Annotated in this window: 14 protein-coding genes; 10 read left to right on the top strand and 4 right to left on the bottom strand. The window is 40.9% G+C overall.

Annotated elements, in window-relative coordinates:
• Positions 1-26: 26 nt before the first annotated feature.
• Together GYM62_RS05280 and GYM62_RS05275 are read right to left on the bottom strand one after the other, a co-directional pair.
• Complete coding sequence (locus GYM62_RS05280; protein WP_219958619.1) at positions 27-2,891, bottom strand: PD-(D/E)XK nuclease family protein; 2,865 nt, start codon at positions 2,889-2,891, stop codon at positions 27-29.
• Positions 2,884-6,081, bottom strand: coding sequence for an exodeoxyribonuclease V subunit beta (locus tag GYM62_RS05275; RefSeq protein WP_219958618.1), 3,198 nt, complete (start codon positions 6,079-6,081; stop codon positions 2,884-2,886). The genes GYM62_RS05280 and GYM62_RS05275 overlap by 8 nt, the downstream gene beginning before the upstream one ends.
• Positions 6,082-6,250: 169 nt before the next feature.
• Here GYM62_RS05275 and GYM62_RS05270 point away from each other — a divergent pair, with 169 nt between their 5' ends.
• From GYM62_RS05270 to GYM62_RS05250, 5 genes are all read left to right on the top strand, one after another.
• Positions 6,251-8,410 (top strand): alpha-glucuronidase family glycosyl hydrolase, encoded by a 2,160-nt coding sequence (locus GYM62_RS05270; protein WP_219958617.1) that lies wholly within the window; start codon positions 6,251-6,253, stop codon positions 8,408-8,410.
• Position 8,411: 1 nt separating this feature from the next.
• Complete coding sequence (locus GYM62_RS05265) at positions 8,412-8,903, top strand: VOC family protein (protein ID WP_219958616.1); 492 nt, start codon at positions 8,412-8,414, stop codon at positions 8,901-8,903.
• Entirely contained in the window at positions 8,900-9,457 is a 558-nt protein-coding gene (locus GYM62_RS05260; protein ID WP_219958615.1) for a GNAT family N-acetyltransferase, read from the top strand. Before GYM62_RS05265 ends, GYM62_RS05260 begins: the two co-directional genes overlap by 4 nt.
• A 148-nt stretch (positions 9,458-9,605) precedes the next feature.
• The gene (locus tag GYM62_RS05255) at positions 9,606-10,214 is read left to right on the top strand and encodes a hypothetical protein (protein ID WP_219958614.1); all 609 of its coding nucleotides are present in this window, start codon (positions 9,606-9,608) and stop codon (positions 10,212-10,214) included.
• 346 nt (positions 10,215-10,560) lie between these two features.
• On the top strand, positions 10,561-11,979 hold the full coding sequence (locus GYM62_RS05250) for a tetratricopeptide repeat protein (protein WP_219958613.1): 1,419 nt from the start codon (positions 10,561-10,563) through the stop codon (positions 11,977-11,979).
• 75 nt (positions 11,980-12,054) lie between these two features.
• Here the strand turns inward: GYM62_RS05250 and ltrA are convergent, their stop codons facing one another.
• Positions 12,055-13,308 carry a group II intron reverse transcriptase/maturase gene (gene ltrA, locus GYM62_RS05245; RefSeq protein WP_219956427.1) on the bottom strand — a complete coding sequence of 418 codons (1,254 nt, stop codon included), beginning with the start codon at positions 13,306-13,308 and terminating at the stop codon, positions 12,055-12,057.
• A gap of 533 nt (positions 13,309-13,841) precedes the next feature.
• Here ltrA and GYM62_RS05240 point away from each other — a divergent pair.
• The 5 genes from GYM62_RS05240 (at position 13,842) to GYM62_RS05220 (ending at position 21,731) form a co-directional block, all read left to right on the top strand.
• Positions 13,842-14,315 carry a HAMP domain-containing sensor histidine kinase gene (locus GYM62_RS05240; protein ID WP_219958612.1) on the top strand — a complete coding sequence of 158 codons (474 nt, stop codon included), beginning with the start codon at positions 13,842-13,844 and terminating at the stop codon, positions 14,313-14,315.
• A 14-nt stretch (positions 14,316-14,329) separates the two neighbouring features.
• On the top strand, positions 14,330-15,142 hold the full coding sequence (locus GYM62_RS05235; protein ID WP_219958611.1) for a creatininase family protein: 813 nt from the start codon (positions 14,330-14,332) through the stop codon (positions 15,140-15,142).
• A gap of 13 nt (positions 15,143-15,155) precedes the next feature.
• Positions 15,156-15,716 carry a pentapeptide repeat-containing protein gene (locus GYM62_RS05230; RefSeq protein WP_219958610.1) on the top strand — a complete coding sequence of 187 codons (561 nt, stop codon included), beginning with the start codon at positions 15,156-15,158 and terminating at the stop codon, positions 15,714-15,716.
• A 397-nt stretch (positions 15,717-16,113) separates the two neighbouring features.
• Positions 16,114-19,083, top strand: coding sequence for a DNA polymerase III subunit alpha (locus tag GYM62_RS05225; RefSeq protein WP_219958609.1), 2,970 nt, complete (start codon positions 16,114-16,116; stop codon positions 19,081-19,083).
• 437 nt (positions 19,084-19,520) lie between these two features.
• Entirely contained in the window at positions 19,521-21,731 is a 2,211-nt protein-coding gene (locus GYM62_RS05220; RefSeq protein WP_219958608.1) for an adenylate/guanylate cyclase domain-containing protein, read from the top strand.
• Here GYM62_RS05220 and GYM62_RS05215 read toward each other — a convergent pair.
• Positions 21,706-22,932: a S8/S53 family peptidase gene (locus GYM62_RS05215; protein WP_219958607.1), complete on the bottom strand. Its 1,227-nt coding sequence runs from the start codon at positions 22,930-22,932 to the stop codon at positions 21,706-21,708. The two genes, GYM62_RS05220 and GYM62_RS05215, sit on opposite strands and share 26 nt — an antisense overlap.
• Positions 22,933-23,039 lie beyond the last annotated feature (107 nt).

Genomic DNA, 23,039 nt, shown 5'->3' with positions numbered 1-23,039 from the left:
TTAAATCTTTGTACTCGATACTTCAATCACCTCCCACAAATCTCCTTATACGGACAATACTCACATTTTTTCAAAACCTCTGTTTGATCAAAGGGGATTTCTGGATTGTATAATTCCTCGAGCAGTTCTTTTAATTTGGTTTGAAAATCCGGATCGTAGTCTTTGTAATCCAGGACTTCTATTCCGGTTTTTCGACCTTCTTTTTGGTACAAATAGGGATCAAAATTATCATTGAACACCTCTTTTAAATTGAAAATTGCAGGCTTCAATGGAGCAGTATTTTCAGGATGGGTTCCTTGATAGATTAATCCATAAAACAGTGTTTGCATGGCCGCTTTGTTCCTTTTCTCTAAGCTACGGTCAAAAAGCGCATCAAGATCAGGAAAGGTTTTCTGATCTCCACCAGATTTGTAGTCTATCAAGCGGATCACCCCATTAAGTTCATCTACCCGGTCAATGATTCCTCTCAAAGCCACACGACGAGCACCATTCAAAGTTTTGATCTGCAGCGTAGTTTGGTACTTTTTTTCTTTTTCTAATGAGATTAAACGAAAAGGTGCTGTGCTTGCATCATATGCTAAGACCTGATCCACATAGCCCTGAATCACATCCCGAGCAATGGCCAATTGACCATTGAGTTTGGTTTCTGCCTCGTCTTCGAGATGATAAAAATCGCGAATGGCTTTTTCAACTGCTGGAAAAATCCAGTTTTTTCGTAATTCAACGAAATCCCCTTCTTCGATTTGAGTTCGTTTTTTTCGTTGGATAAAACCTGAATATAAGTTCTCCAAACTGTAATGAGCCAAATTTCCAAACACACCGGCATCAATCTCCTCGCTCACTTCCTCTTTTTCTTTGATTCCAGCAATGTATTGCAAGTAAAATTTAAGTCTGCAATCCAAATAGACATTTAAAGCAGAAGGAGAAAAGGCAGTTTCCGAGTGTCCATCCGATCCTACTAAATACCGTTCCAAGGTCTGAAGAATGGAAGGCGTCTTTTCAATCCGGATTGCGTCGGTCGATTTTTGGTCTATGGGAACATAAATAACTTCCTCAGAAAGGTCTTGATTAAGTTCAACCTCCATCTGCTGCAGGTATCGGCTCTTTTCTCCTGCCTTACCCTGATCTGCAGCAGTCGTGTAAATCATATGAACCTCTTCTGCAGCATGCAGTAGTCTATAGAAAGTATAGGCATAAATCGCGTCATTTTGTTCCTGAACAGGCAATCCAAAAGCCCTTCGGATAGAAAATGGAATCATGGAATTCAGACCGGCCGATGGTGGGAAACTGTCTTCATTCATGTTACAAATGATAACCCGACGGAAGTCCAGGTTACGGGATTCCAATACCCCCATGATCTGCAGTCCACGAAGTGGCTCTCCCTCAAAAGGCAATTTGACTTCCTGAAATACCTGTCGGAACAAGCGGATAAAAAACTCCCGATCAACCGAAAACTGTTCCTCTTTTTCGAAGGTTTCCCGCAATCGGGTCAATTGCTTGAAACATTGGAAAAGGTAGTTGCGCTGAAGCATGTCGTCTTTAAGCAATTCGGCCAATTCCTGCATCAGTGTGCTCAGGTAAGGGAATAATTGGTCAGCCTCCAGCTTTTGGAAAATTAATTCAAAAAGCTTACCTCCCTTTCCAAGTTCTGTCCTGGAAATATACACCTTGTTCATGGCCTGAATCTCTCCCAACACTCCTTTGCAAAAGCCCTCATTTACACTTTTCAAATAAGTGGACGAAAGCAAGTTCTTTATAGGTTGATGATAGAAGAAAGGCTCTCCATTTTCTATTTTTATGAATCGCTGCATTTCTAAAACAGCCTCTAAAAAAGCATAGACAGGAGCATTTTTAACCGGATACCCCATGGTCACGTTGACCTGATTGATGCGCTCAGGTAGAGAATGTAGAACCGGAAAGAGTAATTGCTCATCCGGTAAAATCACGACTGTCTCTTCCAGCGCTTCCTGATCCGGAATTTGTTCCAATAATGAACCTACCAAATTTGCCTGATTCACTTTTAGAGGGGTGGCATAGGTTTTAATTTTCGAATCCTTACTTTGAATCAAATCCGGAAGCTCCTTGGGAAAGGTGGGACCCAAAATGGGATCTTTCCTGTACTCACGGAAAAATAGTCCAGCTTCTTGATTGCCATCAAGCGTGTAATAAGCATCAACATCCCAATGGATTTCTGCGCCAAACTCCTTGATAAAATGTTTAATCAGGAGTTCTTCCGTTTTGGTAAAAGCATTAAAGCCCAAAAAGATATACTTTTTATCAGGCTTTTGGATTTCACTTAGGCCCATGGCCACCTGTCTGTACAGCTTACCCGAATAAGCCAATCCAGATACCTCGAGGGAAGCTTGAAAGGCACGGTAAAGCGGTTTAAGTACTTGCCAAAATTTCAGAAATTTTTCCTGGTGCTTCTTGTCTTGGCTGATAAAGGAATTCCAAAATTGTCGGATCAACTCGATTTGATTTTCGGTCAAAAAACTTAAATCCGACTCCAACTCTTTGATTTCGGCCAAATGGTGATAGAGTTTATCCGGATCGGCCATAAACTGATCCACATCATTGAAATCTTTCAGGATCATTTCGCCCCAAAAGAAAAAGCGATCAAATGACTCGGGCTCAGGGTGCAAATCTCCGTAAACCCGGTACAATTCAAAAATCAGTGTTAAATCATCTGCCGGACGTTTTCCCGCAAATCCATAAAACACGTCCTCAATCGTCTTTACTTCAGGCATCCAGGTGGGCTGATCAATCAAGGTTCCCATATGCTGCGTAAAAAACAATCCCGCTCTTCTGTTAGGTAAAACCACAACTACCTCTCTTAAAGATTCTGATTCCTTCAGGATTTTTTCAGCAGTATTTCTTAAAAAATTATGCATGTACTTCTTCGATTTTTCCAGTTTCTAAATAGTATAAATAACCCTTGCATGGCTTTGCGGTAAGTGATTTCACGAGTTCCATATATTCCTTGACCTGCTTGCCATAGCTGTCCCGTTCTTCTCCCGTTTTAAAATCTACTACCACTGCTTCCCTTTGGTGGAGGAGAATACGATCAGGTCTTTTCTGTTTACCTCCAGGCAATAGAATGCCCTGCTCATTCAATGAAATCTGAGCGGGATCAAACCAAGAAGCAAAGAGTGGATTTTCGAACAAGGCCTGAAGCTGAGAAAGAACTTCTTCTTTTTCTTCAGAACTCAACCTCCCTTCAAAATATAGACTTTCCAGCTCTAATTTAGCCTGAGCTAGGGTATTGGATTTCTCTAAAATTTCATGAACAAGCAATCCAAAATTTCGCTTTTTCCGCTGCTCCATACCTTCAGCGGAAAAATCTACAGCATATTGTTTGACCTCCAATAATTCTTGCCATTTCTTATAAGTCCAGCGCAAGGGTGGCATTTGAAATACCGTTTGATCAGGAATATTGGATTCTGGCCAATCACCCCATTGAAAGATCTTTGACTCTTTCTCTAAGGTTCCCAGATTTTGAATTCCGCCTTCTAAAATCTGTTGTAAATGGAGCTCTAGGTAATTTTGAGAATTAAAAGAACCTTTATAAGGAGATAGGGACCAGAAGATCTCCTCTGCACGAGTGAGAGCCACGTAGATCATATTCAAGCTATCCAAATAGGCCAATATTGCCTCTTCACCATAGGTTTCAGCGAATAAAGACTGGGCTAGGCTACTCTGCAGCTTCAGTGGAATAACAGCCTGAATTCCCGTTTCGGCATCTTTAAAGGGAGACCAAACGATATTGTCTTTGGTGGTATCAAAAATGGTCCATTTCAAAAATGGCATTAAAACTACTTTGAATTGGAGCCCTTTAGACTTATGAATAGTCAAAATTCGCATGGCATCATGTCCTTCAGGGATCTTTACCGTGCGCTTTTGCTTATTGTCTTGCCACCAATCCAAAAACGCTCCCAGATCTGAGCGATTTTTAGATATAAAATCAAAGACCGCTTCCCGAAATCCAGAAATATAGGCCTTCTCCAATCCCGTCTCTTGAATTCGAAGTATGCGAATCAACTCCTCGGTCATTTCCAACAAAGGAAGCTGCAACAATGCCTGTTCCTGCGCTTTAAATAATTTAATCTCTTTAGCAAAATCTTCATCAATCTGATCCAAGGAAAAAAGGTTATGATCAACTTTCTGATCTAAAAGTACAGCTCTATAGTACCACATGGTCTTAAACTGCACCTCATCATCGGGTTGATACAAGTATGAAAGTGCAGCGATCAGGGCTTTGACTGAGGCTGCCTTATGCAAATACATGGATTCATCCGAAAGCACATCGTATCGGTATTGATCGCTGGCAGGTTCTAGCATGAGGCAATCCGCTATCAGCTCACCTTCTGACTTGGTTCTAACCAAAAAAGCGATATCCTTCAACTGATAGCCCAAATCCTGGAGTTTCCTGACCTGCTCCGGAATTTTTTCAAGGACCTGTTTATCAAATTTACCATCCTCTTCCAGCTCCTTATCCTCTTCCAAAAATTCCATCCGCACCATCCCTTGGAAATTAGATTGCTTTTTTTTCGAGGATACTTTTTGCTTTACATCGGCATAGGCTTTGGACAATATACTTGGATCATCCACCCCATAAGTGTTAGAAAGCACCCGCTCAAAAGAAGTTGGGAGCGTTTCAAACAATGCATTGTTAAATTCAATGATACGAGGCAAGCTCCTATAATTGGTATCCAAATTCTCTGTTTTAATCAAATGAGCACCTATCTCCTCTTCCACTCTTTCAAGGAGGAGTTTCATTTCTCCTCCACGCCAACGATAAATAGACTGCTTAACGTCCCCTACCAAAAGATTTCGATAACCAAAAGAAATAGAGTTTTCGAGTAGAGGCTTGAAACTAGCCCACTGAAAACCCGAAGTGTCTTGAAACTCATCTATCAGAAAATGTTGGTATTGATTCCCTACTTTTTCATAGATAAATGGGGCGTCATTTTCATAGGTGATTTCTTTGAGAAACTCATTGGCATCCGAAATCAAAAGCATGTTTTCTTCGGATTTGATCAGGGATAAATCATCCAACAGATTCCTAAAAACTCCATAAACGTAAATATTTCTAGAAATAGCGCTGATGGTATTCCATTGGAAAAGCAAGGGTTCAAATTGCCGCAGAATATCATTTAGACCTGACTGAAAAGCACTTTCAATTTCATTGATTTTTTTACTTGATTTAGCATACCATCTTTCAGGATTATCAATGGCCTCCACCATTGTCTTTGTGATATCTGGAACGACCTTGTTTCTATCACCGAGTTGATCAAACTTCTTTGCAAAAGAATTGGAACTACCACTAAAATCTGTCCACTCCAAGCCATTAGCGATTCTTATTTCATTGGCTTGCTGTTTTAAATCTTTACCAATTTTGATAAGACCATCTCTTCGACTCTTAACCAGTTTTTGGAGTTGATCGACATTTTCTTTCTCACTCAAAAAGGACTTGATTTCGCCTGCATGTTGTTTGAAATTCTCCTGAAAAATCTGTTTCCCCAAGCCCTGAATATTTCTCCGAATATCCCAGGTTTTCCCATTCTGTATCTGCTCAGTGGCGTAATCAACCAACCATTTATGTAGGAATTCATCATCCATCACCTGCATGACAACTCTATCTACTACCCTCTCGAGAACTCCATCCTGATCTAATTCTACCTCAAACTTCGCATTGAGATCAATCTCACGGGCAAATGCACGAACTACTTTTTGAAAAAAACTATCAATCGTGCTGACTGAAAAATGACTGTAATCGTGCAAAATAGCTGTCAGTGTAGCCTTCGCCTTATGCTTCAAACCTTCAGCATCCACTTGCAGAAATTTCATTAATTCCTGATCCATAAACTCCGCCTCATCCACCTGCTGAGACAATCTTGACAGCACATCCAAAATCCTCTCCTTCATCTCCTGCGTGGCCTTATTGGTAAAAGTCACTGCCAAAATCTGTTTAAAGGCCGTTTGAGGCTGCCTTAGTGCCAACTTGAGATACTCTAGTGTAAGCGTATAGGTCTTCCCAGATCCTGCTGAAGATTTGTAGATGATAAAAGGTTTGTCTGACATAGCTCGGAAAAAAGTGAGTTTGAAGATAGGAAAGCTTGATGAAATTGAAGAAGTGAAATATTGATTTTGACAAAAAATGTCGTGCATTCTAAAGAATCCTTACATCCATCAAAAAGCTATAGGAAAAAGTTTGATTTTTCGAGAACTTCAATCGTCAACCAATAAACCTATGAAAAACCTATTATACGCTTTTCTTTTTTTCTTCTGCATCCAATCCGTTCAGGCCAAGGACGGCTATGATTTGTGGTTGGACTACAGTTCCATCAAGACTCCCACTATTCGATCCGAAGCCGAATCATTATTCAGTGGAATCTACTTTTTTGGAAAAAACCCAACATACAACGCGATCCAATTTGAGTTGGAAAAGGCTGTTCCGAAAATGATCGGGCAATCGCCAATCTATGCAACTGACCGGATCAATGCGGCTAAAATGTGGCTGGGTACCAGAGAAGAACTTGCTCAGGTCATAGGCTTAGACCAACAAATGGAAATCAAAAATTTAGGAGATGAAGGTTACTGGATGGGTCCAATCGAATTTCAAGGTAAGACCTACTTTAGCATTATTGGAAACAAACCAATAGGTGTCTTGTACGGCGTTTTTAGACTACTCCAGGAAATCCAAAGAGAACAGATAGATTTTAAGGCAGAATTATCAGATAGTCCCAAGGTGAAAATCAGAATGCTGAATCATTGGGATAATTTGGATCGAACAGTAGAACGTGGATATGCTGGTTTTTCCATTTGGGATTGGCATAAGCTTCCAGGCTACGTGGATCCTCGGTACATAGATTACGCCCGGGCAAATGCCAGTATCGGAATAAATGCAGTTTCGCTCACCAATGTGAATGCAAATGCTTGGATTTTAAGACCAGACTTCATAGAAAAAGTGAAGGTCTTGGCAGATATTTTTCGCCCTTATGGGATTAAGGTCTATCTAACTGCCCGATTTTCTGCCCCTATCGAGCTTGGTGGATTAGAAACAGCAGACCCTTTAAATCCGGAAGTTGCATCATTTTGGAAGGAAAAAGTAGGGATGATTTATAAAGCTATACCAGATTTTGGTGGCTTTGTAGTTAAGGCTAATTCAGAAGGACAGCCCGGTCCTCATGAATACGGAAGAAATCATGCAGAAGGAGCCAATATGTTGGCAGATGCTCTCGCTCCATATAAAGGATTGGTCATTTGGAGAGCATTTGTATACTCACACGAAATTGATGAGGATCGGCACAAGCAGGCAAATTTGGAATTTGAACCTCTGGATGGAAAATTTAAGGAAAATGTGATCATTCAGGTAAAAAATGGGGCAATTGACTTCCAACCTCGGGAGCCATTCCATCCTTTATTCGGAGCTGTAAAAAATACCAATCTCGGGATGGAATTTCAGATCACCCAAGAGTATTTGGGACAGGCCACTCAATTGGTCTATTTGGGTACTTTTTGGGAGGAGGTATTGAAATCTAAAACCTACAGACCAAAGTCATCATCGACTGTCGCAAAAATCATAGACGGATCGGATACAGACCAAAAATTAACCCTGATGGCTGGAGTATCGAATATTGGAACTGATAGAAACTGGACAGGGCATCTTTTCGGGCAGTCCAACTGGTATGCCTTCGGAAGATTAGCCTGGGATCCCTATTTGAGTTCTGAAAAAATAGCAAAAGAATGGTCAGAATTAACCTTTGGGCCTAAGCTGAGTGGAATTGAAAAGATTCAAGGAATTATGATTAATTCTCATGAGGCCGCTGTCAATTACATGACTCCTTTGGGCCTGCATCATATCATGGGAAGAAGTCATCACTATGGTCCTGGCCCTTGGGTCGAGGGTGGAAGAGCTGACTGGACTTCCCTTTATTATCATCGTGCGGGATCAGATGGGATAGGTTTTGATAGAACTTCCTCAGGGAGTAATGCCTTAAATCAGTACGCTCCTGAAATCGCAAAAGTCTGGTCTGATCCAAAGAAAATTCCTGAGAAATACCTGCTGTGGTTTCACCATCTCCCTTGGGATTTTGAGTTGAAATCCGGAAATACACTCTGGACCGAAATAGCTCTACATTATGATCAGGGAGTCAAAAGCTCCAGAAGTTTTCTAGAGACTTGGCAATCATTGGAGAATGTCATTGATGAGGAACGATTTGATCATGTTAATCAGCTATTGAAGGTTCAAGTCGAAGAGGCTGAATGGTGGAGAAATGCCTGTCTTCTTTATTTTCAGACATTTGCAAATAGACCTTTTCCTTCTGAAATTGAACAACCTGAAGGAGACTTGGAATATTACAAAAGCCTGAGTTTTCCTTTTGCACCCGGAATTAAGCCTAATTGGTAAAATGGATAACTATAAAATCCCATCTGCAACTAGCATTGGCCATGTTCACTTGAAAGTGAGTGATCTTGAGCGTTCGATTGACTTTTATTGTGGGCTATTAGGCTTTGAATTAATGATGAGATATGGAAAGGATGCAGCTTTTATCTCAGCGGGAGGATATCATCATCACATAGGTTTGAATACCTGGCAAAGTAAGAACTCTCCCCCTGCCCCAAGAAATTCACCTGGCTTGTTTCATACGGCAATCCTTTTGCCCACCCGAAAAGACCTAGCCCTTCTTTTCAAAAGGCTGGCAGATCATTCCTACCCCTTGACAGGAGCTGCAGATCACGGGGTTTCTGAAGCATTGTATCTGGATGATCCTGATGAAAATGGCGTAGAGCTTTATTGGGATAGACCACGGGAACTTTGGCCCAAAGATGAATCCGGAGAGCTGACTATGTACACCAGAAGACTTGATATTAATTCTTTGCTCAGTGAATTAAATCCATGAAGAAATACATTTTCCAAAGTGAAAGATTAGGTTTTCGAACTTGGTTTGAATCCGACTTGGACGCGATTTTTCAAATCGATTCTGATCCCGAAATCATGCATTTTTTCGAAAAACCATTCACTTTGGAAGAAAGCCAAAAGCGCATTCAAAAGATGAATCAAACATTTCAAAAAGAGGGGTTTTGTTATTTCGCGGTAGACTTTTTGGCAAGTGGTGAATTGGCCGGAACCATAGGTTTGGGAAGGAAGGATTTTGAAGCAAGTTTCACTCCCTGTATTGATATAGGTTGGCGACTTGCGAAAAAATACTGGAACCAAGGACTTGCTTCCGAAGGAGCACTTGCCTGCATTGTCTATGCTCAGCAATTAGGCTTAATAGAAATATATTCTTATGCCACTACTGCCAATCAAGCCTCCCTTCAAGTGATGCGTAAAATAGGAATGGAATTCATTAAGGAGTTTGAGCATCCTGAACTTTTAAATCAACCCAGATTACAGCCTTTCAGCCTTTTTAAAATTTCTTTGGATAGTTCAATCGGTGGAGATTTAGTCTAACCTTAAATTAGAATAATCCATTTAATATCCTTATATTCAATTACTTAATTTTATTTATCAACCTTGAAACCTCCCATTGAGGGATGCTCTCGGTCTCCGTCAAGGAGTTTTTTATCTATTCTTTACTTCCCAACAAAACCTAACACTTATGAAATCTTTAAAAGGAAATAATTCCTTAATGATCCCCCTATGCTTATTGCTGATTTTTCTAATAAGCTCCTGCATTCCAAATGACATAGAAACTGTGGATCCGATGAATGATCCCCAGCTTGAATATTTGGAAGAAAGTCCTTTTCCCAACCCTTTGGAAAATCTTCGAATGGACCCGATGACACTTCGTATGTTAGCAAACTTAAGAGCGGCCACAGCTAAATATCAGTTGGTAGAAAGAGCTTTCGATGACGGATATGAAGCTGATGACCATTGTGTTTCCATACCTTTAGGAGGAATGGGATACCATTTTGTTAATGAAGATCTGGTAGATGGAATTTACGACCCTACTCAACCTGAAGCTTTGTTGTACGAAAAACAATCCAATGGAAGAATGCGGCTTGTCGGAGTAGAGTTTGTAGTTGTAGCTGATTTATGGGACTTGGAAAATGATGATATCCCATATTTTGGAAATCAAGAATTTGAAGAAGCATTTCCACCTGCTCCTCTTCCATTCAGAAATTACCAGCTTCATGTTTGGGTTTGGAAAAATAATCCGGAGGGAATATTCGTGAAGTGGAATCCTACTGTTAAATGTTTGGACTAATTTGATAAAAAAGCAGGCTTTAATTGATTGCCTGCTTTTTTTAAAACAAAAATGCCGCCCCTTTCGGAGCGACATTTTACCCAACTCAACTATTCAAAAAATTATGTTTTTACTAGGAGCTAATATTCCCTTTAATTTCATTTTGATTAGAATCCGAGTTTTGTGATTTTTCGAATTCTTGAATATAGATACGAAGAGTGATAGACAATTGGATTGAAGGATGAAAAAATAACTTGCATCTTCTAACTGAAACTTGTTTAAAAAGAATTCATATTCATTTAGATTTTTAATTTGCAAAGCTTGATTTAAATTCAATGATTCATTGAGCCCTTATTTGAACCAAGTCATGATACCCTATTTTAGATTCGTATCAGTTTTATTTTTTTCAGTAAACTCCTTTTTATGCTTTGCGCAGGATAATAAGGGAATAGACTCATTGCTTGCTCAAGGCGATAGATACCTATATGTGGACTGGGACAGTGCAAAGATGTTTCTTCAGCAAGCCGAAACTTTAGCTTTAGAGTCTCAGAATGAGAAAGACATGGGTCGAGTCGCCAATATGCTGGGATCATTACATTATGTCAGGGGAAATTATGCAGAGTCCATGCGAAATTTTTCTAAAGCAAATGATATTTTCAACAGATACCCCGACAAAAAAGAATTGGCCTATGCTTTAAATGGACGCGGACTTATCTACCTGAGTCAGCACGATTATGCCAGAGCCATTGAAATCTGGGAACGATGTATTCCACTAAACCGGGAATTGGCGGATGATTATGGTCTAGGTAAGAGCAATTTCAATAAAAGCATAGCGGAGATGGAGCTAAAGCAATACCAAAAAGCTGATGAATCCTTGACAACTGCATTAAACTTGTTGGAAAAATTCAAAGAAAAACCATTGTATGCAATGGCTTTAAACCGCTTTGCCAAGTTAAATTTTGAATTAAATAATCTGACAAAAGCAGAAGAGTTCTATACAAGGGTATTGAATATCAAACCTGAGGTTACTACTTGGGAGAAAACATTTGCGAATACCGGAATGGCAGAAATCTACCTGGTTCGAGAAAACCCCAGTAAAGCCTTGCAATATGGACTTATTGCAGAGCAACTTGCTGAAAAAGCCAAGGCATTTTGGGACAAAGAAAGGGCTACCAAGGTAATAGCAAAAGCCTATGAAAATCTAGGCGACTACGGAAATGCTTTGAGATACACTAAACTCAATAAAGCCTATTCGGATAGTCTATACAGTGAAAATAAAAACTCCGAAATCAGTTACTTACAATTACAGCTTACAGCTGCCGACAATTTGAGTTTACTGAGAGAAAAAGAGATTGCCGAACAAGAGGCGGCATTCAACAGGAAATTGACCATAACTTTGATCATTTCTCTAATTGTAACAATTATTGGATTTCTATTATATGCAAGACTCCTGCAACAGAAAGAAGAGATCAATTCCCAGTTAGAAGCCAAGCAATCTGAAATAGAAAATCAAAATCAAAAATTGGAAGCCGTCAATGAGGAGAAAAACAAACTCTTTTCAATCCTCTCCCATGATTTAAAATCTCCTATCAATTCTGTAAAGCAGCTTTTGGAAATTGAAGAGAAAGGTTTCTTAAGCGAATCAGAATCACAAAAAGTAAGAAAAATGCTGATTCGACAAGTAACTGAAACAGACGAAATGCTTAGCAAACTTCTTCGCTGGTCACATGCTCAATTGGATGGTATTTTGACTAGTCGAGTAGGTAAAGGGGAATTCCACCCCTAAACCTCTCACAGAACCGTACGTGAACCTCTCGATTCATACGGCTCTTATTATGCAGTCGGTTTATAGTCTATCAAGTTAGACTAACTTGTATCCCAGTTCCCAATGGTAGAACAGGTTTGGATAAGAGACCGTAACTTGTCTAAGCCATTTCACTGCTTTGACCTTGCTTCCTTTAAAGCTCTTGTACTTGTTCAGAATCCACCTGATCAATCGATGGTGCAGATAATAGAACACCGGTTTTAGACTTCTTCGGCTTATCTTCCCATAGTATTGAACCCACCCTCGTATCTTTGGATTTAGCAATATGGCCAGATCCTGAATACCCCTTTGGGTTTTGTTATGGAAATTGAGCTTTCGGAGTTCTCCGTTGATGCGCACTTTGGACTTTCGGCTCATCTTACAATCAAATTGCAGAAAGCTTCCCCCATTTCTTAATCTGTTTCTCATGGGCTGAAAACTAAAGCCCAGAAAGTCAAACTGTACAGGGTAATCATTCAGATTTCTGCCTTCCTTCTTACAGTAAACAATTTTCGTCTTTTCGGGATGGGCTCTCAAGCCGCATTTTTCTAAACGATCCTTCAAATCTGTAAGTGTTCTGACAGCTTCCTGATAGCTACTGCAATGGATAATAAGGTCATCAGCATACCGAACCATGATTACGGATGGATGGAATTTCTCCAGCCATTTATCAACACAATAATGCATGTAAAGATTGGCAAGAAGCGGGCTGATTACCCCTCCCTGAGGAGTACCTTTTCCCGTGGATACTTTGACCGCACCATCCTCAAGTATGACTGGTGCTTCCAGCCACCTTTTGATGTACAGCAATACCCATTTCTCTGAAACGTGTCTTTCCAAAGCTTTCAACAAAAGCTCATGGTTCACATTTTCGAAGAACTCCTGTATATCCAAATCTATAACCCAGCTGTATCGACGTACATTCTGTTGTACGCTTTGGATTGCTGTGTGCGCATTTTTGTTCGGGCGGTATCCGTAGGAATTGTCCACAAATACTGATTCCAGCCTTGGTTCTAGGTACGTCTTTACTACCTGTTGGGCAATCCTGTCGCTTACAGTGGGAATTCCCAAAGGACGGGTCTTACCCCCTGCCTTGGGTATTGTTACCCGCTTTATCGCTGGTGCAAAGTAACTTCCAGAAGCCAGTCTGTTCCAGAGTTTGTACAGTTCTTTGGAACGTACCCTGTCAAATTCCGACAGGCTCTGCTGGTCAATCCCTGCACTACCTCCATTACTTTTTACCTTCTTGTAGGATTCCCAAACCATCTCTTTGGTAATTGGTACCGACTTTGTCTGTTCTTTAAAAATCATCCTTAACTAGTTAAGTTGTTCTTAAATTAAAACTGCATAATTGAAGCCCTTCGCTCCGCTCCCATTACAGGAGTTTCATCACTACTACGACTTCATCCGTCACCTATATACTCATCAGTAATCAACTCACAGGTATTGCCTGCTTGTGTTTTCCTTTTGGCATAGCATATAGGCTTCCTGCGATTCCACAATAAAGCCTGAATAGAAGTCATGCCCCCTTTATGACGGTTGCCGTATAGACAGTAAATTAGGCACCTTCTATACTTATCTCCGGCCTCTCGATATAAACCGGATTTTGACAACGACTGGTCTTTTCGTCACTTCATCGGAAGGTTCGCTTTCGCTCATCTCTTCTATCCTTACCTGACCATTTAAACAGCCTTTTCTTCTATCGCTTCACACATCATTGTTACCGCAGATGCATCATAGAAGTGGTTTGGTGAGTGTTCCTAAACAACCCTCACCGAGGGGCCTGCCCTCATCTTTATCATAGCTTACACAGCACACATCGAGTAGAGACTCAGTTGGCTCCTATGCTTCAAGATCAAATAGGACATATGGAATACCAAACCAGTAGTAAGAATATTCAAATTGATTCTTCAGGCTTGAAAAGTCCGGAAACGGTTTTGGTGGACCCTCAGCAGATCAGTATAATTTTTCAAAACTGTCTTCATAATGCAATCAAGTTTTCGGAACCTAATAGTCAAATCAAAGTTTGGCTGTCAGATGAAGAGGAAACTTATCAAAAACTCCACATAAAGGACTTCGGTATAGGAATCGATGCCGAAAAATTAGCTGAAATTCAATCCCAGCAAGTACGAGTAAAATCAACAGACGGAACTCTTAAGGAGAAGGGTACAGGTTTGGGACTTCAGTTGGTGAAACAGTTTATGGATAAAAATCAAGGAATTTTCGAGATTAAAAGTGAGGTAGGAAAAGGAACTGAAATCATTTTGAGTTTTGAAAAAATCAAAAGAGAAACCCCTTCAAACCAATTAACCTCCTGAAATAGCAATTACTAATGAAAAAACTAATCATAACTCTGCTCGCCATTTCCAGCTGCACCTTATTTGCTTATGCACAAAGTCCTAGCTCCAGAGAAATGGATAGGATTAATTGGATGGAATTTGCAGAGTTTGTTCCTGAAAAAATCAACACAGTCCTCCTACCTACTGGCACTTTAGAACCTCATGGCGTTATCAATAACGGAGCTGATAATACCGCTCCCTTTGCCATGGCCAAAGACTTGGCAGACAAACTAAATGCGCTCATCGCTCCTACGCTAAATTATGGAATCACAGGTTCCATGGCCAATTATCCCGGTGCATTCCAGATCTCGGAAGAAGCCTATGCCCCTTTTATCCGGGATATTTTGAAAGGACTGGCCAGAAATGGTTTTAAAAACATCATTATTCTCAATGGTCATGGTGGAGGTCAGACTGCTGTTCTTCAAGAGGTAGCCGAAAAAGTTTCCAATGAATTGGGGGTTCGAACTTTGGTAATCAATTGGTGGACCTATGCTTCGGACGTGACAATGGAAGTTTTTAAGGAAGATGGCGGTCATGCAGGTTTGAATGAGACAGCCTATATTCAGGCGATTGATCCAAGTCTAGTTCACAAAGAACGATACAATCCCAACCAGGCTACCGCTTATCCTCAAAATAAAGCCTGGTCTGCGGTTCCATTCCCCTCTTCGATTGGACTATATCAGGAAGGTCAAGGATATCCTAATTTTGATCAAAAGCAAGCTGACGAATACTTCCGGAAAGTCAATGATAAAGTGCTGAGATTGATTCAAGACACCATTGCAAAATGGGATTTGGCAGGCCTTTAATCCGGAATTAATCATGGCTTACTTTTCCGATCAAAAGTTTAAAAACCTAAATCAATCTGAGTTTGAAATTGGTGAATATGATTCTTGCAGCTTCGAGAACTGCAATTTCTCCAATTTCAACTTTCATGGAAGTACTTTTGAGAATTGTGTTTTCAAATCCTGTGATTGGAGCAATACCAAGGTATTCAAAGTAGCCTTTCAGCAGGTCAAATTTGAAAACTGTAAAGTGCTGGGCGTGCATTTCAATACAGCCAACCCATTTTTATTGGAATTCGATTTCCAAAACTGTCAGCTGGATTACAGCAACTTTTTCAATCTTCAGCTCAAGAAATCAGTTTTTCAAAATTGTAAACTGACTGAGGTTGACTTCAGCCAATGCAATCTGACTGAGGCAAATTTTCAAGGCTCTGACTTATCCGGGACAGTATTTGATCAGACTGTCTTGGAGAAAGTTGATTTCCGAAACACCCAGAATCTCCGTCTTGATCCTGAAATCAATAAAATCAAAGGAGCACGATTCGACCTGGATGGCCTTCCCGGATTATTGGAGAAGTACGGGATCAAAATAGGCTAAATCCAAAATTTACTTTTCTGACATTTTCTTTCAAAACCTATCAAAATACTTGACAGGAAGAATACTTTTTGTTTACATTATAAACATATAAATGTTAATAATATTAACATTTAGCTCACTGGAATCAGCTTATAAAAAGTGTCCGTTATGCTGCTTCTCCAGTAGCAATATTGCTACAAATCCACCGTCTGGAGACGCTGGACTGCGAGCACATTTCGCTAAGCATTCTCATGAAGTTTATCCAAAGCTTTAGGGGTTTTAAAAACTTCAAAGGTTGCTAGAGCCCCATTCACAAACCTTCGAGGTATTAAAACTTCAAAGGTTTCCAGAGTCCCATTCACAAACCTTCGAGGTCTTAAAGACCTCAAAGGTTATCACACTAATTCTCGAATCAAAAATGTTCCTTAACTGCCATTCTCACTTCAGCTTCAAATACGGGACGATGTCTGTGGAAGCGCTGATCGCTGAGGCGAAGGGCAAAAAGCTTGATGCCCTGGCACTGACAGACATCAATTGTACCGCTGGTATATTCCCTTTTATCCGGGCAGCCCAACAGTCAGGAATTCATCCTGTCGTAGGAATCGACTTCCGCAACGGAGTTCAGCAACAATACATTGGCCTAGCGCGAAATCAGGAAGGCTTTTTTGAACTGAACGAGCATCTTTCCGAGCACTTGATACACAAGCGGGAATTCAAGTCCAGAGCTCCCGAATTTGAGCATAGCTTTATCATCTATCCGTTTTCTGAGAAGGCTTTTCCCCTGAGGGAAAATGAATTCATCGGCGTGCACCCCGGGCAGCTCAACAAACTCCTCACCTCTCCCTGGTACCGCAAAAAAGAAAAACTGGTACTGCTCCAGCCGGCGACCTTCAGCTCCAAACTGGAGTTTAACGCACACCGCCTTTTGCGCAGCATGGATCTGAATACCCTGCTTAGCAAACTCTCCCAAGAGGAGCAAGCGGATCCCAGTGATCAGTTTTATTCTTATGCCGATCTCATCTCACGTTGTGAAAATCACAGCTATCTGCTAGTCAACGCTCAGAAACTGCTCGAACAATGCCAGTTCTCCTTTTACTTTCAGGCTGTCAAAAACAAACGGGATATTCTAGGCTCGGACTGGGAGGACTTTGATTTTCTGCGACAAGAAACTTTCAAAGGTGCTATCCGACGCTACCCTGAACTCGGACCACAGATCAGTCAGCGGATAGAAAAGGAACTGGAACTCATACAGCAAAAGGGCTTTGTATCCTATTTCCTGATCAATTACGATATTATCACTTTTGCGCAGCAGCGCAACTTCTATCATGTGGGTCGTGGATCAGGAGCCAACAGCATCGTGGCTTATTGCTTAGGCATCACGGATGTGGACCCTATTGAATTGGACCTGTACTTTGAGCGCTTTATCAATCTCTACCGGGAAAATCCTCCCGACTTTGACATTGATTTCAGTTGGACAGACCGGGATGAAGTCACCGATTACATCTTTCGCAAATACAATCAGGGCAAGCACGAGCATGTGGCGCTTCTGGGCTCCTACAGTACCTTTCAGTACAATTCCATGTTGAGGGAATTGGGAAAAGTCTTTGGACTTCCAAAAACTGACATCGAATCACTAATCCACCATGCAGACAAACCCGGCTATGAGGCGGATCAGTTTGGCAGGTTGATCATCAAGTATTCCAAAGTTCTGCATGACATGCCCTCCCATCTGACTATTCATGCCTGCGGGATTCTGATTTCTCACAAACCCATCCATTACTACACCGCCACAGACATGCCTCCTAAGGGCTTTCCACTCGCACATATCGATATGCACATTGCCGAGGATATTGGACTGCACAAGTTTGATATTCTGAGCCAAAGGGGCTTGGGTCATATCAAGTCTGCCTTGGAGATTATTTACCAAAATCAGGGAATTAAAGTGGATATCAGGCAGGTGGAGAAGTTTAAAAAGGATCCGAAAATCAAGGAACACCTGAAAACCGGGCATACCATAGGAGCTTTCTATGTGGAGTCGCCCGCCATGCGCATGCTTTTAGCCAAGATGAAAGCGGATACTTACCTGGAACTAGTAGCTGCCAGCTCTATTATCCGCCCAGGAGTAGCCCGCTCGGGAATGATGCGGGAATATATTCTCCGACACATCAGCGAAGAGCGGAGAAAGCAGGCGCACCCTGTCATGTGGGACATCATGCCGGAAACCTATGGCATTATGGTCTATCAGGAAGATGTGATCAAAGTAGCCCACTACTTTGCTGGACTGAGTTTGGCAGAAGCGGACGTACTGAGGCGGGGCATGAGTGGAAAATCCCGCTCAAAAGATGAATTTCAGCGGGTAAAGGATCAGTTTTTTGCCAATTGTAAAAAACTGGGAAGAGAAGATTCGGTAGCAAAGGAAGTTTGGCATCAGATCGAAAGCTTCGCAGGTTATTCCTTTGCAAAGGGGCACTCGGCCTCTTTTGCAGTGGAAAGCTATCAAAGCCTGTATCTGAAAGCCTATTTCCCGCTGGAGTTTATGGTAGGCGTAATCAATAATTTTGGGGGCTTTTACCATACCGAATTCTATGTACACGAACTGCGGATGAATGGAGCGGAGATTCAAGCTCCCCATCTCAACGAAAGCGAATACCTAACCCGTATCAATGGCAAGACGGTATTTCTGGGATTTATTCATATGAAATATCTGGAAAAGGCCACCGTAGAAAAACTACTGACTGAACGCAGAAGGAATGGTGCTTTCCTGGGCTTGGCAGACTTTGTTGCAAGAGTAGAAATCGGCTTGGAACAACTTCTGATTTTGATCCGGATGACCTGTTTTCGTTTTACGGGAAAAACCAAGCAAGAACTCCTATGGGAAGCTCATTTCCTGCAAAACAAACGAAAATCGGTCGTGAGCACCAATGAGCTCTTTCGCTCACCTTCAGCAGAAATCAGTTTCGGAAAAAAGCCTCCTCAAGTACCCGATCTGGACGAAACAGATATCCGGCAGGAAATATTGGATCAGATCGATATTCTGGAGTTTCCGCTGGACTCCCCTTTTCATCTGGTCAAAGACCAAAGTATCCAAGGCATCAAAGCCCGGGAAATGACACAGTATCTGGGCAAGCAGGTGACAATCTTGGGCTATTTGGTCACGGTAAAATATACCCGAACGATCAAGGGAGAGGTAATGAATTTTGGGACTTTTCTGGATCGGGACGGAGACTGGATTGATACCGTGCACTTTCCTCCTGTGGTCAAAAAATATCCTTTCAAAGGTCGGGCAATCTATAAGATTCAGGGCAAGGTGGTAGAAGAGTTTGGGTTTTACTCCATCGAAGTCAATACACTGGAGCGAATGGCTTATTGGAATGCTGGAGATAATTGAGCGTGAATGAAAACTATTCTAAAGCCATTTATCATCAGGCAAGCTTGCTTGCAAGGAGTAGAATTTATGTCTCTGCAAAAGACAAAAGATGCCAAGAAATTCAAATGATAATACTACAGCACCTAAGAAAAATTTTATAAACTAATCCAAACAAGAGATTGTAAGTCCATATAAGTCTCATATACAAGACTGTACTAAAAACTCGCTACCCTCTCGAAGGAGAAAATCATTGTAAAAGGCCTCCTACAAATGATGTTTTTTACTACTACCTTATACAGATTTAAAACAAATTAAATTTTTCTAAGAAAAACTGTATTTATAGCTATCAGAATTCTCTTCAAGTTTTAAGAAAGTTTTGCTTATTTAGGATACAAAATTGACTAGTTTGTAGAAGGAAATGTGCAGAATAATCAGGAAAGCTCCTCAAAAATATTTTTATGAGTCAGGATCATAATAGAAAACAATCTGTTGTATTTTTTTCAGATATAGTTGGCTATACCCGACTCATGGGAAAAGACGAGGATCATGCTTTTGATCTGATGAAAAAAAACCTCGAGATCCATACTGATATCTTGGGTCATTATAGAGGAAATATCATCAAAGAATTGGGTGATGGCATACTAGCTACTTTCGAGACTGTAGACGAAGCTCTGGAGGCGAGTTTAGAGATTCACAAAAGGCTTCAAAGTATTCCGGACATGCAAATTCGAATTGGATTGCATTGCGGAGAAATCATTTTTGATCACGGGGATGTTTTTGGAGACGCAGTCAACCTAACTGCAAGAATTCAGGGAATAGGTGTTCCGTCCTGTATTTTGATTTCAGAAAAGGCAAGGGAGCAACTTCCTGCCAATACAAATTTCAATACCCAAAAACTGGGAATGTTCCGTCTCAAAAATGTGGAGCATCCGGTTCAGCTCCATGCAGTAACAAATCCACCTTGTTCGGTTCCCAAGCGATCTCAAATACTGGACAACATCCATTTTCAAGAAAAAAACCCTTGGAAGTTTTGGGCGGTTTTGAGTGTATCCTTCATTTTATTGACCTATTTGATCTATTCAATTTTATGGAATACATCTGTTTGGGAAAAAGAAAAGTCAGTAGCAATACTTCCATTCACCAATTTAAGCAACAACTCCGAACAGGAGTTTTTCTCTGAGGGACTCACAGCCGATGTGATTACTCAGGTCTCCAAAATCGGAAGCATCAAAGTAATCACTAAAGATGCAGTGGAGCCATTCAGGGGACCCGATCTTCCATTGGATTCCATTGCCAATACCTTGGGGGTAAGCACCGTTTTAAAAGGTAATATCAGATGGATTGGGGATAAAATCCGAATCAACGTGCAACTCATCGACCCATCTGAAAATAAAAATCTCTGGGCAGAAACATACAACCGAGAAGTCAGTGACATTTTTGAAATCCAAGCTGAAATCGCCTCAGAAATCGCACGTGTACTCAATAGTAATCTCAGTGCGGCCGAAAAAGATCAATTAAACAAGGCTCAGACAAGTAGCTTCGATGCCTATGAACTCTATTTAAAGGGAAGAGAGCTTTATTCACTTTACAGGAAGCAGACAACCCTTGAAGCGGCGGAATTATTCAAAGAAGCTATAAGAATTGATCCAGAATATGCACTAGCCTATACCGGATTGGCTAATGCTTATGCCCAGTATCTTTATTTTGGAGAGGGAGACCAGTGGCTAGACTCCAGTATGGAAGCCAGTGCCAAGGCTTTGGCTATAGATCCATATCTCGCAGAGGCCTTTACTGCGCAAGGTTCAGCTTACTACTATAAGGGACAAAATGAATATGCCAAAATCTCCTTTGAAAAGGCTTTGGTACTCAATCCCAACCTAAGCACTGCGATGGGTAATCTGGCAACAGTTTATTTCATTAGTGGAGATTTAGCCAAATCATTAAAGCTTCAGTCCAAATCAGCCTCTCTCAACCCCACAAATCATCTTCCCTATCAGATTACAGGTTGGATATACAGGGTATTAGATCAATTTAACGAAGCCCATGATTGGATAGATCAGTCAATAGAGATTCAAAAGGATCCACTTAGCTACGAGCAAAAAGCCTTTACTTACTTTGAACAGAATAAGATCAAAGAGGGGGTCGAAATGGCAAATCAGGTAATCCTTGTCAATAAGGACACCACCTCTCTGGGTTTTGTGGCTGCTGGAACAATTCATTTTTTTGCAGGAGACTTCGAAAAAGCGGCATTTTATTTAGAGGAATCTTTAAGAAAAAAACCTGATTATGAATCTGATGAATACTTTATCTCTCCGGTTTACCTGAGTTATATCTACAAAACCATGGGTAAAACCAAGGAGGCCAATGCCCTTTTGGATAATGCTATTTCTATCAGAAAAGAAACCCTGGAGTCTTTCAAAGAAGATTTCAACTTATGGCTTGACTTGGCACAACTAGAGGCCGTGAGAGGAAACATTAATCAATCGAGCACTTACTTAAAGGAGGCCTACAACAGGGGATTTAGAGATGACTTTCAATTAGTCAACAATCCGATTTTTAAAAATTACTTGAGTCATCAGCCCATTCGCTCCTTACTGAGCGAACTACAGAAGAAGCGAATGGAGATGAATCAAGAACTACAGACTAGCGACCTGCTACGGAATAAGTAATTCCTCCACATTGGATCGTAGACATTCTGGATGGTGCTCCGCCTTTGGAGTGAACCAATCCTGCCACCAAAGCTGCCGCCATAGATGTACCAGACATTACTTGATATTGGTTTCCAGGAAAAGTGGAAATCAGATTAGCTCCAGGTGCAAACCAATCTATTGGTGGATTTCCTAAATTGGATAATCCACTACATCCACCCGTACCTTCACAAGTAAAGTCTAAAGCTCCTATTGTAAAAACATTGGAGCCATTGATACAACCAGGCAAGTTTTCATTTGCAGAGGAACTGTCATTTCCAGCAGACATGACCACGGTGATACCTTTGGATCCTAAATCGGAAATGATGCCATTTAAGAATGGCTCGAAGTTAGCGCAATTGAGCCCTACGGCAGCTCCAAGGCTCATGAGTACCACATCACCGGAAACTCCAAATTTCTCCACGTGATCTAAAGCCAATACCAGACTTGACCAGCTACCCATTCCATTTTTATCCAAAACCTTAAGAGAAATAATCTCTGCTCCAGGCGACATTCCGGTTATACCCGGGTTGCCTCTTCCTGTACCTGCAGCTAACCCAGCACAATGCGTTCCATGTCCCGCAAAATCAGCAAATGGATCCGACTCAGTGGATACAAAGGAAACCGAGAAGTTTCGATTTGGATTAACATTTAAATCATTATGTCTAGAATCTACCCCAGTATCAATAATCCAGATAGAAGCACTGGAATTAGAGCTTTGAGAGCCTCCCATCAAAGGAATAGCACAACTAGATTTGGTTGATTCGTTGTAGAACAAATCTCCCAAACTCTCACCTTGCATTCTAGGACGAGAGCTTTGCATTCTTGGTCTTCCCTGCATAGTAAAATCCTCCACTACTCTATCCACCGAAGGATCAGATTTTAGAAGATTAACCTGAGAAGAATTTAGATTAGCTACAAAGCCAACAGCTCCATCAACAAACTTTTTTGCTTGCCCAGGCGGAATATTTTTTTCTCGTAAAAATTTATCCACCTTTCCAACCTTTTTACTTCGTTGGTTGGCATTCTGATTTGCTTGGGTTTGCCTATTAGGATTTTTTATTTGATTTTTCCTAATAGGCTCCTCAAAACTATCTTTGAAAACCACCACAAAATTCTTGCTTTGGCTATATCCTAAAGATGAAAAAATCATCAGAGCTAGGATAAAAATCACTTTTCTCATAATAAAATACGTTAAGTTGAAACTCAACTTACTAAGTTTTATTGAAAAAATTCAACCATTACTTGGAAAAAGCAAATATAAAATAGACCGACTTTCAGCCTTAATTT

It is taken from the genome of Algoriphagus sp. NBT04N3, assembly GCF_019443765.1.
GTDB classification, from domain to species: domain Bacteria; phylum Bacteroidota; class Bacteroidia; order Cytophagales; family Cyclobacteriaceae; genus Algoriphagus; species Algoriphagus ornithinivorans.
This window is presented reverse-complemented; position numbering and strand designations above follow the sequence as displayed.

What these genes read in the sequence shown, in the direction of transcription:
- GYM62_RS05280 (WP_219958619.1), bottom strand. Translation starts at nt 2,891, where the DNA reads ATGCATAATTTTTTAAGAAATACTGCTGAAAAAATCCTGAAGGAATCA.
- GYM62_RS05275 (WP_219958618.1), bottom strand. Translation starts at nt 6,081, where the DNA reads ATGTCAGACAAACCTTTTATCATCTACAAATCTTCAGCAGGATCTGGG.
- GYM62_RS05270 (WP_219958617.1), top strand. Translation starts at nt 6,251, where the DNA reads ATGAAAAACCTATTATACGCTTTTCTTTTTTTCTTCTGCATCCAATCC.
- GYM62_RS05265 (WP_219958616.1), top strand. Translation starts at nt 8,412, where the DNA reads ATGGATAACTATAAAATCCCATCTGCAACTAGCATTGGCCATGTTCAC.
- GYM62_RS05260 (WP_219958615.1), top strand. Translation starts at nt 8,900, where the DNA reads ATGAAGAAATACATTTTCCAAAGTGAAAGATTAGGTTTTCGAACTTGG.
- GYM62_RS05255 (WP_219958614.1), top strand. Translation starts at nt 9,606, where the DNA reads ATGAAATCTTTAAAAGGAAATAATTCCTTAATGATCCCCCTATGCTTA.
- GYM62_RS05250 (WP_219958613.1), top strand. Translation starts at nt 10,561, where the DNA reads ATGATACCCTATTTTAGATTCGTATCAGTTTTATTTTTTTCAGTAAAC.
- ltrA (WP_219956427.1), bottom strand. Translation starts at nt 13,308, where the DNA reads ATGATTTTTAAAGAACAGACAAAGTCGGTACCAATTACCAAAGAGATG.
- GYM62_RS05240 (WP_219958612.1), top strand. Translation starts at nt 13,842, where the DNA reads ATGCTTCAAGATCAAATAGGACATATGGAATACCAAACCAGTAGTAAG.
- GYM62_RS05235 (WP_219958611.1), top strand. Translation starts at nt 14,330, where the DNA reads ATGAAAAAACTAATCATAACTCTGCTCGCCATTTCCAGCTGCACCTTA.
- GYM62_RS05230 (WP_219958610.1), top strand. Translation starts at nt 15,156, where the DNA reads ATGGCTTACTTTTCCGATCAAAAGTTTAAAAACCTAAATCAATCTGAG.
- GYM62_RS05225 (WP_219958609.1), top strand. Translation starts at nt 16,114, where the DNA reads ATGTTCCTTAACTGCCATTCTCACTTCAGCTTCAAATACGGGACGATG.
- GYM62_RS05220 (WP_219958608.1), top strand. Translation starts at nt 19,521, where the DNA reads ATGAGTCAGGATCATAATAGAAAACAATCTGTTGTATTTTTTTCAGAT.
- GYM62_RS05215 (WP_219958607.1), bottom strand. Translation starts at nt 22,932, where the DNA reads ATGAGAAAAGTGATTTTTATCCTAGCTCTGATGATTTTTTCATCTTTA.